This is a genomic window from Stenotrophomonas sp. K-6, from assembly GCF_056861555.1.
This window is the reverse complement of sequence record NZ_JBSPUC010000001.1, coordinates 709,123-722,388: the sequence shown is the minus strand read 5'-3', so window position 1 is coordinate 722,388 and position 13,266 is coordinate 709,123. Positions and strand designations below refer to the sequence as shown.

Sequence of the window (13,266 nt, the reverse complement as noted above, 5' to 3'; positions counted from 1 at the left end):
AGTTAATAACTACCTCCGTCCCTGTTAATCAACCGAACACGAAGCGGCCCTTCATCATCGCGAAGTGGCCGGGGAACGAGCAGAAGAAGGTGTAGTCACCGCCCTTGGTCAGCTTGGCGGTGGAGAAGGTGACGCTGGTGCTCTGGCCACCGCCGATCACCGGCGTGTGCGCCAATACGCGCGCATCGCCCTTGGGCAGGTAGCTGTCGGCCAGCGTCGTGCGCATGCCGGCCATCGCGACCGGCTGGTAATCGGCGGTGCGGGTCAGTACCCAGTTGTGGCCCATCGCGGTCGCGGCGAGCTTGCCGGTGTGGCGCAGGGTCAATTTGACCTGGGTGCAATCGGCGGCGACCTTGAGTTCCTTCTGGCTGAAGCTCATCTGGTCGGTACTGTCGATGGCGATCGCGCAGACGCGCGCATGGGCGGCCGGGGCCAGCATGAGGCCAGCGAGCAACACGGGGGCAAGCAGTTTCAAGGCGATCTCCATCAGGCAGTCCACGCGATTCTAGTGACCGCCCGTGCAGGCGACGTGCGACGCGATGTCGCAGCGCAGGCACTGGCTGGGTTACGGTCAGCGCTGGATCTGGACGAGACGGCCCCATGCCGCGTGTGATCGAGTGCCTGTTGCTGGATTTCGATGGCGTACTGGTGCGCTATGCGCGGCACCTGCGTGTGCGCCATCTGGCGGCGAGCGTCGGCTGCCCTGTGGCGCAGGTGCAGGCGGCGCTGTTCGACAGTGGGCTGGAACGCGCCTATGACAGCGGCATGGCGACCGACATCTACCTGCAGCAGTTGGGCGATGCGCTGCAGACCACGATCAGCGTCGTGCAGTGGCAGGCCGCACGCATCGCAGCGTGCTCACCGCAAACGGGCGTCATCGAACGCGTGGCACGTATCGCGCAGACACTGCCGATCGGCATCCTGACCAACAACGGCACGCTGATGGCGCAGACGATTCCGCAGCTGCTGCCGAGCCTGGCCGATGCCCTGCGGGGCCGCATCCTGTGCAGCGGTGCGTTGGGCGGGCGCAAGCCGGAGCCGACAATATTCACGCAGGCGGTGACGCTGCTGGGCGCGCGCGCCGAGCGCACGCTGTTCATCGATGACCTGTTCGTCAACGTGCGCGGGGCACGGCAGGCCGGCCTGCAGGCCGAGACCGCGACGGACAGCCGCGCGTTCGGCAAGGTGTTGAAGCGGTACGCCCTGGCGTAGAGCCGACCAATGGTCGGCTCTACCGCCATTGGCTAGCGCGTCGCGATGAACGACTGCACGGCCGCGCGAAGACGCTTCAGGCCTTCGGCGATTTCTTCATCGGTGATGTTCAGCGACGGCACGAAGCGCAGCACGTCCGGGCCAGCCTGCAGGGTCAGCAGGCCATGCTCAGCGGCGTGGTCCAGGATGGCGCCGGCCTGGCCGGCAAAATCCTTGTCCAGCACCGCGCCCAGCATCAGGCCGCGGCCACGGACCTGGCTGAACACCTTGAACTCGTCGTTGATCTTGCCGAGACCATCGCGCAGCGCCTGCGACTGACGGCTCACGTTGTGCGCGATCTCCGGCGAGGACAGCTTGCGCAGCGCCACGCGCGCCACAGCCGCGGCAAGCGGGTTGCCACCGAAGGTGGTGCCGTGCGCACCGAACTGCATCACCTCGGCCACCTTCGGGCCGGCCAGCATCGCGCCGATCGGGAAGCCGCCGCCCAGCGCCTTGGCCAGGGTGACGATGTCCGGCGTGATGTTGTCCTGCCAGTGCGCGAACAGGGTGCCGGTGCGGCCCATGCCGGCCTGGATTTCATCCAGCACCACCAGCGCGTTGTGCTGATCGCACAGCTCGCGCACGCGCTTGAGGAAGCCCGGCTTGGCCGGCATCACCCCGCCCTCGCCCTGGATCGGCTCGAGCATCACCGCCGCGACATCGCCGGCGGCCATCGCGGTCTCCAGCTGTACCTCGTCGTTGAAATCGACATAGCGGAAGCCACCGGGCAGCGGCTCGTAGCCTTCCTGGTACTTCGGCTGGGCGGTGGCGGTCACCGCAGCCAGGGTACGGCCGTGGAAGCTGCCACGGAAGGTCACGATCACGCGCTGGTGCGCCGGGCGGCCCAGTGAGGACGCCCACTTGCGGACCAGCTTGATCGCCACTTCGTTGGCTTCAGCACCGGAGTTGCACAGGAACACGCGCTCGGCGAAACGCGAGGCGGTGACCAGCTCTTCGGCCAGGCGCAGCGGCGGTTCGCTGTAGAACACGTTGCTGGTGTGCCACAGCTTGCCGGCCTGCTCGATCAGCGCCGCGGTCAGGTCCGGATCGTTGTGGCCCAGGCCGCACACGGCGATGCCGGCCGCCAGATCGATGAATTCACGGCCCTGGTTGTCCCAGACGCGCGCGCCCTGGCCGCGCTCGAGCACCACCTGGCGCGGTTTGTAGACCGGCAGGTAGTAATGCGACAGGGACAACAGCGGATCGGTGGCAGCGGCAGTCATGGCGGTCAACGGCTCAGGAAAGATCCCATTCTCGCGCTTTGAGCAGGTGGGGCACAATGCGCCCCATGCGACCGTTCACCGCCCCCCAGCTCAACCCCGCTACCGAATCCGGCTGGCGCCGCCAGTGGTTCGACATCATCTACCGCCACGACACCCGGCCCTCGCGCAATTTCGACCTGCTGCTGGTCTACGCGATCATCGCCAGCGTGGTGGTGGTCATGTTCGACAGCGTGCAACGCTTCCATGCGGCCTATGCCGACGGGCTTTACGTGCTGGAATGGGTTTTCACGGTGCTGTTCACCGCCGAGTACCTGCTGCGGCTGGTGGTGGTCAAACGCCCGCTGCGCTACGCATTCAGCATCTGGGGCATCATCGATCTGGCCTCGATCCTGCCCACCTACCTGTCGCTGTTCATCCCCGGCGCGCAGAGCCTGCTGGTGGTGCGCGCGCTGCGCATCCTGCGGGTGTTCCGGATTCTCAAGCTGACCCGCTACATCGAAGAGAGCGGCGTGCTGATGGAGTCGTTGTGGCGCAGCCGCCGTAAGGTGCTGCTGTTCCTGTTCACGGTGATCACCATCACCATCATCGCCGGCACCATGATGTATGTGATCGAAGGCCCCAACCATGGGTTCACCAGCATCCCCAGCAGCATGTACTGGGCGGTGGTGACCATGGCCACGGTGGGCTTCGGCGACATCGTGCCGCAAACCGTGCTGGGCCGCTTCGTCACCTCGGTGCTGATCCTGATCGGCTACAGCATCATCGCGGTACCCACCGGCATCTACACCGCTGAACTGGCCAACACCATGCGCGATGCCGAGCATGCCGCACGCCGGGATGCGCGCGGCTGCCCGCACTGCGGGCTGGAGGGCCACGAACCGGACGCCGTGCACTGCCGACACTGCGGCGAGAAACTGCCACCGGCCTTCAATGTCTGATCAACGCGTGGCGGGCCCCCTCGCAGCCCGCCACGCGATCATTCAGCGAGCGCCGCTGGTCTGGGCCAGGCGGTTGCTCATGTCGACCAGATCGTTGTAACTGACCAGCAAGGCTTCGGCCGAGCCCTGCGGGTTGCTGATCCGCCCACCGCTCTCCATCAGCATCTGCTCGCTGCGGGTATACGGCTTCTTTGACTCGACGCGCTCGATACGGCGGCCGGCATCGCGGGCCAGCGCATCGGCTGCGCGCTCCACGTGCCCCCACATCGCATCGCCCTTGCCGATCTTGTCATCCTGCGCCTGCTGCAACAGCGCCTGGAACGCAGCGAGCTGGGTGCGTGCCGCCGCCAGATCCGGGGTCTCACTGTTGAGCAGCTGCGTCAGCTGCTTGCCATCACCGAGGATCTTTATCTGGTAGTACGCCATCGAGCGGCCTTCGGAAGCTTCAATCTCCTTGAGCTGTTCCGCACGGCGTTCGTCTTCGCGCTTTTCCAGCGCGGCATCCAGCGCGGTGCCTGCATCGAAGAAGGCCATGTACGCCTTCATCAACGGCGCATGCTGGCTGCGCATCCCGGCATGGTCATCGCGCAGGTAGTCCTCGCGGCTGTAGTACCGGTCGGCCTGCTCGATCAGGGCGTACAGGTCGACGAAGGTCTTCTGGTAGTTACGGGCTGCCGGATCCAGTGCCGGCTCGGCCGGCGTCATCGCCAGTGCGGCGACCATCGGGGCGTTGCACGCCTCCACACGATGCGAGAGCACCGTACCCGGTCCACGCACCTTGTCCTCGTTGCCGGTCGGGCCGGCCTCTGGATCCTGCATCCAGCCGATGTACTGCTGGAAGCCTTCGTGGATCGGCTGTTCAACGGCGTTGAAGCAGGCGATGTAGGCGTTCACCTTCTCCACGCCCTGGGTTTCGGCGACGCTGCCCGGGCCCTTGCTGCAGGCGCCGAGCAGGCTGATCAAGGCGATGGCGGCGGCGAGCGGCGCGGTCCGTGTGCGAGATGACATGCGAGTGTCCATACCAATTGGGGGGACGCACCATAGCAGCCCAGTGTGTGCAGCTGTTGTCATCGCGCGCCACGAACGCGCGTCACTCCAGGAACAGGTCCGGCATCAGCGGACGCGACGGATCGACGGCGTACCCGCTCAGATCAGTGATGCCGGCCTGCGCCAGCACCTCGTCATCCAGCAGGAACTGCCCGCTGAAACCGGCCGCGTCGCGGCACAGCACCGCATGCGCGGCGTCAGCCAGGATCGCCGGCGTGCGGCAGCCACTGACATCCACACCGGGAATCATGTTGATCGCATCGGTGGCGATCACCGTGCGCGGCCACAGTGCATTGACCGCCACGCCCTGCGGGCCGAACTCGGCCGCCAGGCCGAGCGTGACGAAACTCATGCCCATCTTGGCCAGGGTGTAGCCGGTGTGCGGGCCCCACCACTTCGGGTCCAGCGTCGGCGGTGGCGCCAAGGTGAGGATGTGCGGGTTGGGCGCCTGCAGCAGGTGCGGCAGGCAGGCCTGCGCGCACAGGAAGCTGCCGCGCGCATTGACCTGCTGCATCAGGTCGAAGCGCTTCATCGGTGTATCCAGCGTGCCGCGCAGCCAGATCGCGCTGGCGTTGTTGATCAGGATGTCGATGCCGCCGAAGGTATCGACCGTGGCGGCGACCGCCGCGCGCACCTGGTCCTCTTCACGGATGTCGCACTTCAGCGCCAGCCCCTGCCCGCCCGCGGCGGTCACTGCCTCGGCGGCGCTGTGGATGGTGCCCGGCAGTTTGGGATTGGGCACGGACGACTTGGCGGCGATGGCGACATTGGCGCCGTCGCGTGCCGCACGCAGCGCGATGGCCAGGCCGATCCCGCGCGAGGCGCCGGTGATGAACAGGGTCTTGCCTTGCAGACTGGCCATGCGCAGGTTCCTTCAGTGCGATTGCAATGGACCCGCATTATGCCGCCCTGCGCACACGCCGGATTCATGCGCGGCGTCGATACTGGCTGCTTCCGTTCTGCATGGAATCAGCGACATGACGGCGATCCGCCTTCCCCTGACCGCGTTGGCCCTGGTGCTGAGCGTTGCGGCCTGCCAGCCCGCTGGCGATCCGGCAACATCCGCCACGTCGGCGGCCGCCACGGTACCGGGCACCGCCGGTGGCGTCTCGCCTTTCAGCGAAGCGGCGATCTGGGATGGTGAGGTGGATGCCTGCCGTGGCCAGGCACCGGTCGCTGATGATTGCCTGGCCAAGGCGATGCAGGCCGCCAAGGCCAGTCCCCAGGCCATCGCGGCAGCGCATCAACTGGGCGCGCAGGGCAACCCCGGCTATGTGAGTGCATGGCGGAACCAGGACGGCGTGGGCATCGCCACCATTGAGTATCCGTTCCGCGCCAACACCAACGAAGGTACCTTGCTGGTCGACAGCACCGGACACACGGTGGATGTGGACGCGGACGTGTTGCCGGAGATGTCGCGCGCCGACGCCACGGTCAGGCCGTTCCTGGATGCACACCCGGAGGCCACACCGTTCGCACCGGCCGACGCCAGCGGCAGCGAAGCGCTGCCCAATGGGGGCGTGCGCCTGATCTACAGCACGCCGATGCGCACCTGTCACGCCTGCGCGGACGATGGGGTGCTGCGGGTCGCCTACGATTTCGATGCGCAGCGCCGCTTCAACGGGAAGCAGATTCTCGATCTGCGCTGATCACCTGTGCGTGGTCAGCGTCAGCCGGCCGCTCGCCCGGTCATTGCGGCGAGTGCGCGCTACCTGCGCTCACGGCTTGGGGCCCTGCCCTTCGTTGTCTTCCCAGTGCAGGATTTTCCGCGTCACGAAGCGATAGACCGGCTTGCCGGTACGGAACCACACATCACGCACCCATGAGGTGCGCTTGAGCAGCCGCTTTTCCACCGGGGTCAGCGACTGCCGGCAGTACATCCGCTTGTGCTTGAGCAGATGGCGCAGGTCTTCGCGGGCAAGCAGGCGCATCCAGCGTGAGCGCGGATCGCCGATCACCGCCAGCTGGAAATCGATCAGGGCCGGCGAGCCATCCTCGCGTACCAGCCAGTTGGCTTCCTTGGCCAGGTCGTTGTGTGCGATGCCGTGGCGATGTACCTGCTGCAGCAGACGTCGGGCCGCGCGGAAGTAGGCCAGGTCGCCATGCGGCGGACGCTGGTACATGGCATCACCTGCCATGAAGCTGCGGTCCAGCCAGCGCCCGTTCCAGCCCAGCAGCCGCGGCGTGGCAGGCATGCCATCCAGATGCGCCAGCGCGCGCGCCTCGCGCCGCGCCAGCCACCACGCCGGCAGCCGCAGCCACCAGGGCGTTGCCTCCAGATCACGACGCACGAAGCGGTGGCCGTCTTCCTCCATCAGCAGGATGCGGCCGAAACTGTCGGCTTTGAGGGCGGTCGGCGCGGGGTCGGCAGGGCGTGTCATGCCGCCATTCTAGGCGGGTGATCGCGTTCATTCACTGCAGATGCCGCACATTCCCAGCGTCTGGCGGGCAGTCAGTCACTTTGCCCCCTCTATAATCCCCCGATGGACTCGTCATGGATCGATGCCACGCTTGCGTGGATCTCAGCTCACCCCGTGCTTGCCGGTGCGGTCATTTTCCTCATCGCCTTCTGCGATGCGGTCATCGTGCTGGGCGCGATCGTGCCCGCGTTGCCGCTGCTGTTCGCCGTGGGTGTGTTCATCGGCCTGGGCCAGATCTCCGGGCCGTACGCGGTGGCGTGCGCCGCGTTGGGCGCGTTTGCCGGTGACGGCATCAGCTACTGGATCGGCCGCCGCTGGGGCGATCGCCTGCGCGGCTTCTGGCCCTTCAGCAAGTACCCGCAGCTGCTCGACCGTGGCGAGACGATGTTCCGCCGCAATGCCTTCAAGAGCATCCTGGTGGCGCGCTATGTCGGCGCGATCCGCCCGTTCGTGCCGGCCATCGCCGGCATGATGAAGATGCCGCTGACGCGCTACATCCAGGCCAGCGGCATCGCCAGTCTGTCCTGGGCGGTGCTGTTCCTGGCGCCCGGCTGGGTACTCGGCGAAGCGTATGACGCGGTCGCGGCGGTCGCCGGCCGGCTGGTGATGGTGCTCGCCCTGCTCGGCGTGATCATGGGCCTGGTCTGGGCGATCGTGCTGTATGGCTACCGTTGGTCAGCCTCGCGCATGGACAGCTGGCTGGCCAGCCTGCTGGCCTGGTCGCAGCGCCACCCCACCCTCGGCCGTTATTCCGTGGCGGTGTTCGACCCGCAGCGCCGTGAATCGGTGCCGCTGGCGATGCTGGCCGTGATGCTGCTGTTGCTGGGCTGGGGCTGGTTCGCCCTGCTGATGGCCGTGGTCGCGCACGGTGAACCGCTGATGGTGGATCTGGCCGTGCATCACGCGATGCTGGCCCTGCGCAATCCGCTGGCCGATTACCCGATGGCCGCGCTGGCCTCGCTGGGGGCGTGGCAGGTCCTGCTGCCAGCCACGGCCGCCGGCATGGGCTACCTGCTCTGGCGCCGACGCTGGATGGCGGCCGCACACTGGCTGGCCGCGCTCGCCTTCGGTCTGGCGCTGTGCAAGCTGCTCGGTGCGACGGTGGACGTGGTCCGCCCGCCGGATGCGAGCAGTGGCTTCGGCTTCCCCTCCGTCTCGGTGACGATGGCCACGATCACCTTCGGGTTCTTCGCGGTGCTGATCGCCCGCGAACTGCCGGGGCGTACCCGTGTATGGCCTTACCTGCTGTCGGGCATCATCGTCAGCCTGATCGGCTTCGCGCGCATCTACCTGGGCGCGCATTGGCTGAGTGATGTGATCGGCGGCATGTTGTTCGGTCTGTTCTGGCTGCTGGTGCTGGGCATCGCCTACCGCCGCCGTTTCAACCGCTCGTTCTGGGTCAAGCCGGTGGCGTGGCTGTTCTACGGCACCTTCGCCGTGGCGGCGCTCTGGTATGCCCCGCGCAACATCCCGCTGAAACTGGCGCGCTTCGAGCCGGCCCAGCCGACCCCGGCCCCGCTGGACGCCCAAGCCTGGTGGACGACCGAGTGGCAGAACCTGCCCTCGCGCCGCAATGAGTTCGACGACGATCAGCGCTGGCCGCTGGATGTGCAGGTGGCCGGTCCCTTGGCTCCGTTGCAGCGCCGACTGGAAAGCCAGGGCTGGCGCGTGCAGCCGCAGGCCGGCTGGGAGCAGGCGCTGCTGATGCTCGACAAGTCCTCCGACAAGGACAAGGTACCGGTGCTGCCGGCCACGCTGGATACGCAGGTCGAATCGCTGCTGATGCTGCGTGCGGGCAATGCACCCAATGAGATCTTCGCCCTGCGCCTGTGGCCGGCACCGGCACGCCTGGCGGCGCCGGACAACGAACCGCTGTGGCTGGGCAGTGCACAGACCCTGCACTACCAGCAGCATTTCAAGCTGATCGGGATGTGGCGGCCGATGCGCGGCATCGACCCGTCGCTCAATGCGGTCCGCCAGGCACTGGATGGCCTGCCGCAGCAGGTCGATACCCACCCGGAAACCGAGATGCCGGTGCTGCGCGTGCGCCTGCCTGCGGCCCAGTGATGCAGCGCCGGGGGCTGCCCGGCCGAGGCGCGTAACGCGGGGCCTGACCGCGCGTTACGGCATCCAGTTCAGCAGTGCCTGCAGGCGCTGGTGCGGATCATCGTGTTGCAGCAGTTGCAGGCGTTGCGCGTCCTGCAGCGGCAGCAGCTCGGCCAGGCGCCAGCCGACCCAGCTGGCCTGCTCCATCTGCGCCGGGCTGACCGGGGCGAAGGCCGCACCGGCCTGCTCGATGATGTGCTCCAGCACGGTCGCCATCAGCGCGTGCTCGGGCTGCAGCTCGTCGTCGCTGTCGGCGGCGCACCAGGTCACTTGGGCGATGATCAGCCCGTTGTCGCGCACGCGGGTCCGATCGACATGGAAGCGACGCTGGCCGCGCAGGCGCAGTACCAGCACGCCATCGGCGCCCACGTCGAAATCCTCGATCCGCGCTTCGACCCCATAGGCGGCCGGCAACGCCGGCGCGCCGACCTCCTCACCGTCCAGGATCAGGCAGACACCGAAGGCCGTGCCCGCACGGCTGCATTCGCGCAGCATGTCCAGGTAGCGGCGTTCGAATACCCGCAGGCCCAGCGCCGCGCCAGGCAGCAGCACGGTGTGCAGGGGAAACAGGGGCAGCGAAGCGGTGTCGGTCATGGCCGGCGGTACTCAGGGTTTCTGCAGCTGCGCCAGGAAGCGGCGCGGCGCTCCATCGAAACCGCCGTTGGACATGAACACCACATGGTCGCCCGGGGCGGCGATCGCGCCCAGCTGGGCCAGCAAGGCATCGGTGTCCGGCACGGCATGGGCCTGGCCACGCACGGCGGCGATCACGCGGGCCGCATCCCAGGCCAGCTCGGGGCGATGCAGGAACACCACCGCGTCGGCACCGTCCAGCGAAGGCGCCAACGCCTGCGCGTGTGCGCCAAGCCGCATGGAATTGCTGCGTGGCTCCATCGCCACCACGATGCGGGCATCGCCCACCTTGGCACGCAGGCCATCGAGGGTCGTTCGGATCGCGGTGGGGTGATGCGCGAAATCGTCGTAGAGGGTGATGCCGCGTGCCTGCCCGATCACTTCCATCCGCCGCTTGACGCTGCGGAACGCGGCCAGCGCCGGGATCACCGTGGCCAGCTCGACGCCGACCGCGTGCGCGGCAGCCAGGGCGGCCAACCCGTTGAGGACGTTGTGGCGGCCGAGCAGCGACCAGCGCACTTCACCGACGCGCTTTCCACGATGGTGCACGACGAACACACTGCCGTCGGCCTGCACCAGCTCGGCGTGCCATTCCAGCGAAGGATCGAAACCGAAGCGCTCCACCGGGGTCCAGCAGCCCATCGCCAACACTTCGGCGAGATAGGCGTCTTCGCCATTGACGATCAGTCGCCCGCGCGCGGGGACGGTGCGGATCAGATGGTGGAACTGGCGCTGGATCGCGGCCACGTCCGGGAAGATATCGGCGTGGTCGTATTCAAGGTTGTTCAGGATCGCCACCAGTGGCCGGTAGTGCACGAACTTGCTGCGCTTGTCGAAAAACGCGGTGTCGTACTCGTCGGCCTCGACCACGAACTCACGGCCGCTGCCGACGCGCGCGGAGACGCCGAAGTCCTCGGCCACGCCGCCGATCAGGAAGCCGGGGTCACGTCCGGCGCTGTGCAGCAGCCAGGTCAGGATGGTGGTGGTGGTGGTCTTGCCGTGGGTGCCCGCGACGGCCAGGGTGTCTCGGCCCGGCAGCACCTGCTCGGACAGCCACTGGGCGCCGGAGATGTAGCGTTGGCCTGCATCCAGCACCGCTTCCACGGCGGGATTGCCACGCGACAGCGCATTGCCGATCACCACCTCGTCGCAGTCCGGCGCCACGCTGTCGGCGCGGTAGCCCGGATCCAGGGCGATGCCCAGGCGTTCGAGCTGGGTGGACATCGGCGGGTAGATCGCCTGGTCGCTGCCGCGGACCGTATGGCCCTTCTCGCGCGCCAGTGCGGCCACGCCGCCCATGAAAGTGCCTGCAATGCCAAGGATGTGGATCGTGCTCATGCGTACGATTGTCGCCGATCACCATCGCCGATGGAGATCGCCGTCAGACAACTCCTAGTCGACCATAAGAAAAGTCCAGCGGGGTGTCGGGGAATTCCCGATAGCGCCGTACTGTGAAGACGGACACAATTGTCTCGGCCAGCCGCAGTACCCCATTGGTCCTACTCCCCAAGAGGCCATCCCCAGGGGGGCTCATGCTGCGGGGCTCTGAGCAAGCCCGCTCGCTGGCACCTTCAAACCACACGCCTGGTCCCTTCGGGGGCCGGGCGTGTGTGTTTGCGGGCCCTGCACATGCGATGCGGGTGCGGTGCCGCCGTAGCGGCACCCACCAGCTCAGGCCTGGATTGCGGCGCGGATGCGCGCTTCCACATCGTTCAGTTCGCCCACGCCATCCACGCGTGCGAGCGTGCCGCGGCCCGCATAGAAATCCACCACCGGCGCGGTCTGGTCGTTGTAGACCTGCAGGCGCTGGCGCACGGATTCGGGATTGTCATCGGCACGGCCCTGCTCGGCCGCGCGGCCGGCGATACGCTCGACCAGCAGTTCGGTCGGCACGTCCAGCTGCACCACGGCATCCAGCGGCTGGCCGATCTTGGCCAGCAGGGTATCGAGCGCATTGGCCTGGGCCACGTTGCGCGGGTAACCGTCGAGGATGAAGCCATTGGCCACATCGTCCTGGCCCAGGCGCGACTCGAGCATGCCCAGCAGGATGTCGTCGGACACCAGATTGCCGGCATCCATCACGGCCTTGGCCTGCTTGCCCAGCTCGGTGCCGGCGGCCACTTCGGCCCGCAGCAGATCACCGGTGGAAATGTGCGCAATGGCGAGGTGTTCCTTCAGGCGCGTCGCCTGTGTCCCCTTGCCCGAACCGGGCGGTCCCAACAGAACCAATCGCATCAACCTGACTCCAACTTGGTAAGAAAACGGAGGGCGCGCGCCCCGGGAATGTCCACAATCACGCTGCACCGCAATACGCGCACTTTACCCCATCCGGGTAATGTCTCTGCAATGTCCGTCCCCCCAGACCAAGGTCGAACCATGTCCAAAGGTACCCTCCTCTACGCCCAGTCAGGTGGCGTCACCGCCGTCATCAATGCCACCGCCTCGGCGGTCATCAGCACGGCCAGGGCCAAAGGAATCAAGGTCTTGGCCGCGCGCAACGGCATCCTCGGCGCGCTCCGCGAAGACCTGATCGACACCTCTAGGGAGACCGCGGCCGCCATCGCCGCCCTCGCCCACACCCCCGGCGGCGCGTTCGGCTCGTGCCGTTACAAGCTCAAATCGCTGGAGGCCGACCGGGCCAAGTACGAGCGCCTGCTCGAGGTCCTGCGTGCCCATGACGTGCGCTGGTTCCTCTATAACGGCGGCAACGATTCGGCCGATACCGCGTGGAAGGTCTCCCAGCTGGCCAAGGCCTTCGACTACGACCTGACCTGCATCGGTGTGCCCAAGACCATCGACAACGATCTGGCGGTGACCGATACCTGCCCGGGCTTCGGCTCGGCGGCCAAGTACACCGCGGTCTCCGTGCGCGAAGCCGCGCTGGACGTGGCCGCGATGGCAGAGACCTCGACCAAGGTGTTCGTCTACGAGGCGATGGGCCGTCATGCCGGCTGGCTCGCGGCGGCCGCAGGCCTGGCCGGCCAGGGCGCCGATGACGCCCCGCACATCATCCTGCTGCCCGAGCGCGCGTATGACGAGGCCGCGTTCCTGGCCAAGGTCAAACAGGTGGTCGAGCGGGTGGGCTACTGCGTGGTGGTTGCCTCCGAAGGCATCCAGACCGCCGATGGCCGCTTCGTCGCCGATGCCGGCGGCGGCACCGATTCGTTCGGGCATACCCAGCTCGGTGGCGTGGCCTCGCAGCTGGCCGCGCGGGTCAAGGATGGGCTGGGCTACAAGGTCCACTGGACCCTGCCCGACTACCTGCAGCGCTCGGCGCGCCACCTGGCCTCCAAGACCGATTGGGAGCAGGCGCAGGCGGTGGGCAAGGCAGCGGTGCAGTTCGCGCTAAAGGGCCAGAACGCGGTGATGCCGGTGATCGTGCGCACCAGCGACACGCCCTATCGCTGGAAGATCGAGGCAGCCCCGCTGCACAAGGTGGCCAACCACGAGAAGAAGATGCCGGCCGGCTTCATCCGCCGCGATGGCTTCGGCATCACCGACAAGGCCCGCGCCTATCTCGCCCCGCTGATCAAGGGGGAAGCCCCGTTGCCCTACGGGCCCGACGGGTTGCCGAAGTACGTGACGCTGAAGAACGTGGCGGTGAAGAAGAAGCTGCCTGCCTTCGAGGCGTAATCGACCCGGTAGTGC

General features: G+C 67.2%; 13 protein-coding genes. 5 read left to right on the top strand and 8 right to left on the bottom strand.

What is annotated here, in order from left to right:
• Positions 1-28: 28 nt before the first annotated feature.
• A complete protein-coding gene (gene azu / locus AC13F7_RS03120) occupies positions 29-487 on the bottom strand; it encodes an azurin (RefSeq protein ID WP_346472461.1) in 459 nt (152 codons plus the stop codon).
• A gap of 113 nt (positions 488-600) precedes the next feature.
• Here azu and AC13F7_RS03115 point away from each other — a divergent pair, with 113 nt between their 5' ends.
• On the top strand, positions 601-1,212 hold the full coding sequence (locus tag AC13F7_RS03115) for an HAD-IA family hydrolase (RefSeq protein WP_482999211.1): 612 nt from the start codon (positions 601-603) through the stop codon (positions 1,210-1,212).
• Positions 1,213-1,244: 32 nt separating this feature from the next.
• Here AC13F7_RS03115 and AC13F7_RS03110 read toward each other — a convergent pair whose 3' ends face one another.
• Positions 1,245-2,474, bottom strand: coding sequence for an acetylornithine transaminase (locus tag AC13F7_RS03110; protein WP_482999210.1), 1,230 nt, complete (start codon positions 2,472-2,474; stop codon positions 1,245-1,247).
• A 65-nt stretch (positions 2,475-2,539) separates the two neighbouring features.
• Between AC13F7_RS03110 and AC13F7_RS03105 the strand changes: the two genes are divergently transcribed.
• Positions 2,540-3,412, top strand: a complete 873-nt coding sequence (locus AC13F7_RS03105) for an ion transporter (protein WP_482999487.1) — start codon at positions 2,540-2,542, stop codon at positions 3,410-3,412.
• A gap of 42 nt (positions 3,413-3,454) precedes the next feature.
• Here the strand turns inward: AC13F7_RS03105 and AC13F7_RS03100 are convergent, their stop codons facing one another.
• Together AC13F7_RS03100 and AC13F7_RS03095 are read right to left on the bottom strand one after the other, a co-directional pair.
• Positions 3,455-4,420, bottom strand: a complete 966-nt coding sequence (locus tag AC13F7_RS03100) for a YiiG family protein (RefSeq protein WP_482999209.1) — start codon at positions 4,418-4,420, stop codon at positions 3,455-3,457.
• A gap of 82 nt (positions 4,421-4,502) precedes the next feature.
• The gene (locus tag AC13F7_RS03095; RefSeq protein WP_482999208.1) at positions 4,503-5,321 is read right to left on the bottom strand and encodes an SDR family oxidoreductase; all 819 of its coding nucleotides are present in this window, start codon (positions 5,319-5,321) and stop codon (positions 4,503-4,505) included.
• Positions 5,322-5,436: 115 nt separating this feature from the next.
• Here AC13F7_RS03095 and AC13F7_RS03090 point away from each other — a divergent pair, with 115 nt between their 5' ends.
• On the top strand, positions 5,437-6,108 hold the full coding sequence (locus tag AC13F7_RS03090; protein ID WP_482999207.1) for a hypothetical protein: 672 nt from the start codon (positions 5,437-5,439) through the stop codon (positions 6,106-6,108).
• Between the two features lie 69 nt (positions 6,109-6,177).
• Here the strand turns inward: AC13F7_RS03090 and AC13F7_RS03085 are convergent, their stop codons facing one another.
• Positions 6,178-6,840: a serine/threonine-protein kinase gene (locus tag AC13F7_RS03085; RefSeq protein WP_481469034.1), complete on the bottom strand. Its 663-nt coding sequence runs from the start codon at positions 6,838-6,840 to the stop codon at positions 6,178-6,180.
• A 102-nt stretch (positions 6,841-6,942) separates the two neighbouring features.
• On the opposite strand from AC13F7_RS03085, the gene AC13F7_RS03080 reads away from it, so the two are divergent.
• On the top strand, positions 6,943-8,946 hold the full coding sequence (locus AC13F7_RS03080) for a bifunctional DedA family/phosphatase PAP2 family protein (RefSeq protein ID WP_481469032.1): 2,004 nt from the start codon (positions 6,943-6,945) through the stop codon (positions 8,944-8,946).
• 54 nt (positions 8,947-9,000) lie between these two features.
• On the opposite strand, the gene AC13F7_RS03075 is transcribed toward AC13F7_RS03080, so the two are convergent.
• The 3 genes from AC13F7_RS03075 to AC13F7_RS03065 all read right to left on the bottom strand — a co-directional run bounded on the left by AC13F7_RS03075 (position 9,001) and on the right by AC13F7_RS03065 (position 11,853).
• Positions 9,001-9,579, bottom strand: coding sequence for an LON peptidase substrate-binding domain-containing protein (locus AC13F7_RS03075; protein ID WP_481469030.1), 579 nt, complete (start codon positions 9,577-9,579; stop codon positions 9,001-9,003).
• Positions 9,580-9,591: 12 nt separating this feature from the next.
• Entirely contained in the window at positions 9,592-10,956 is a 1,365-nt protein-coding gene (gene mpl, locus AC13F7_RS03070) for a UDP-N-acetylmuramate:L-alanyl-gamma-D-glutamyl-meso-diaminopimelate ligase (RefSeq protein WP_481469029.1), read from the bottom strand.
• Between the two features lie 333 nt (positions 10,957-11,289).
• Positions 11,290-11,853 (bottom strand): adenylate kinase, encoded by a 564-nt coding sequence (locus AC13F7_RS03065; protein ID WP_123730279.1) that lies wholly within the window; start codon positions 11,851-11,853, stop codon positions 11,290-11,292.
• A 141-nt stretch (positions 11,854-11,994) separates the two neighbouring features.
• Here AC13F7_RS03065 and AC13F7_RS03060 point away from each other — a divergent pair, with 141 nt between their 5' ends.
• A complete protein-coding gene (locus AC13F7_RS03060; protein ID WP_481469027.1) occupies positions 11,995-13,251 on the top strand; it encodes a 6-phosphofructokinase in 1,257 nt (418 codons plus the stop codon).
• Positions 13,252-13,266 lie beyond the last annotated feature (15 nt).

Excerpts from the sequence above, each read along its gene's own strand:
- AC13F7_RS03100 (WP_482999209.1), bottom strand. The coding sequence starts at position 4,420 with ATGTCATCTCGCACACGGACCGCGCCGCTCGCCGCCGCCATCGCCTTG.
- mpl (WP_481469029.1), bottom strand. The coding sequence starts at position 10,956 with ATGAGCACGATCCACATCCTTGGCATTGCAGGCACTTTCATGGGCGGC.
- azu (WP_346472461.1), bottom strand. The coding sequence starts at position 487 with ATGGAGATCGCCTTGAAACTGCTTGCCCCCGTGTTGCTCGCTGGCCTC.
- AC13F7_RS03085 (WP_481469034.1), bottom strand. The coding sequence starts at position 6,840 with ATGACACGCCCTGCCGACCCCGCGCCGACCGCCCTCAAAGCCGACAGT.
- AC13F7_RS03060 (WP_481469027.1), top strand. The coding sequence starts at position 11,995 with ATGTCCAAAGGTACCCTCCTCTACGCCCAGTCAGGTGGCGTCACCGCC.
- AC13F7_RS03090 (WP_482999207.1), top strand. The coding sequence starts at position 5,437 with ATGACGGCGATCCGCCTTCCCCTGACCGCGTTGGCCCTGGTGCTGAGC.
- AC13F7_RS03075 (WP_481469030.1), bottom strand. The coding sequence starts at position 9,579 with ATGACCGACACCGCTTCGCTGCCCCTGTTTCCCCTGCACACCGTGCTG.
- AC13F7_RS03080 (WP_481469032.1), top strand. The coding sequence starts at position 6,943 with ATGGACTCGTCATGGATCGATGCCACGCTTGCGTGGATCTCAGCTCAC.
- AC13F7_RS03065 (WP_123730279.1), bottom strand. The coding sequence starts at position 11,853 with ATGCGATTGGTTCTGTTGGGACCGCCCGGTTCGGGCAAGGGGACACAG.
- AC13F7_RS03110 (WP_482999210.1), bottom strand. The coding sequence starts at position 2,474 with ATGACTGCCGCTGCCACCGATCCGCTGTTGTCCCTGTCGCATTACTAC.
- AC13F7_RS03115 (WP_482999211.1), top strand. The coding sequence starts at position 601 with ATGCCGCGTGTGATCGAGTGCCTGTTGCTGGATTTCGATGGCGTACTG.
- AC13F7_RS03105 (WP_482999487.1), top strand. The coding sequence starts at position 2,540 with ATGCGACCGTTCACCGCCCCCCAGCTCAACCCCGCTACCGAATCCGGC.
- AC13F7_RS03095 (WP_482999208.1), bottom strand. The coding sequence starts at position 5,321 with ATGGCCAGTCTGCAAGGCAAGACCCTGTTCATCACCGGCGCCTCGCGC.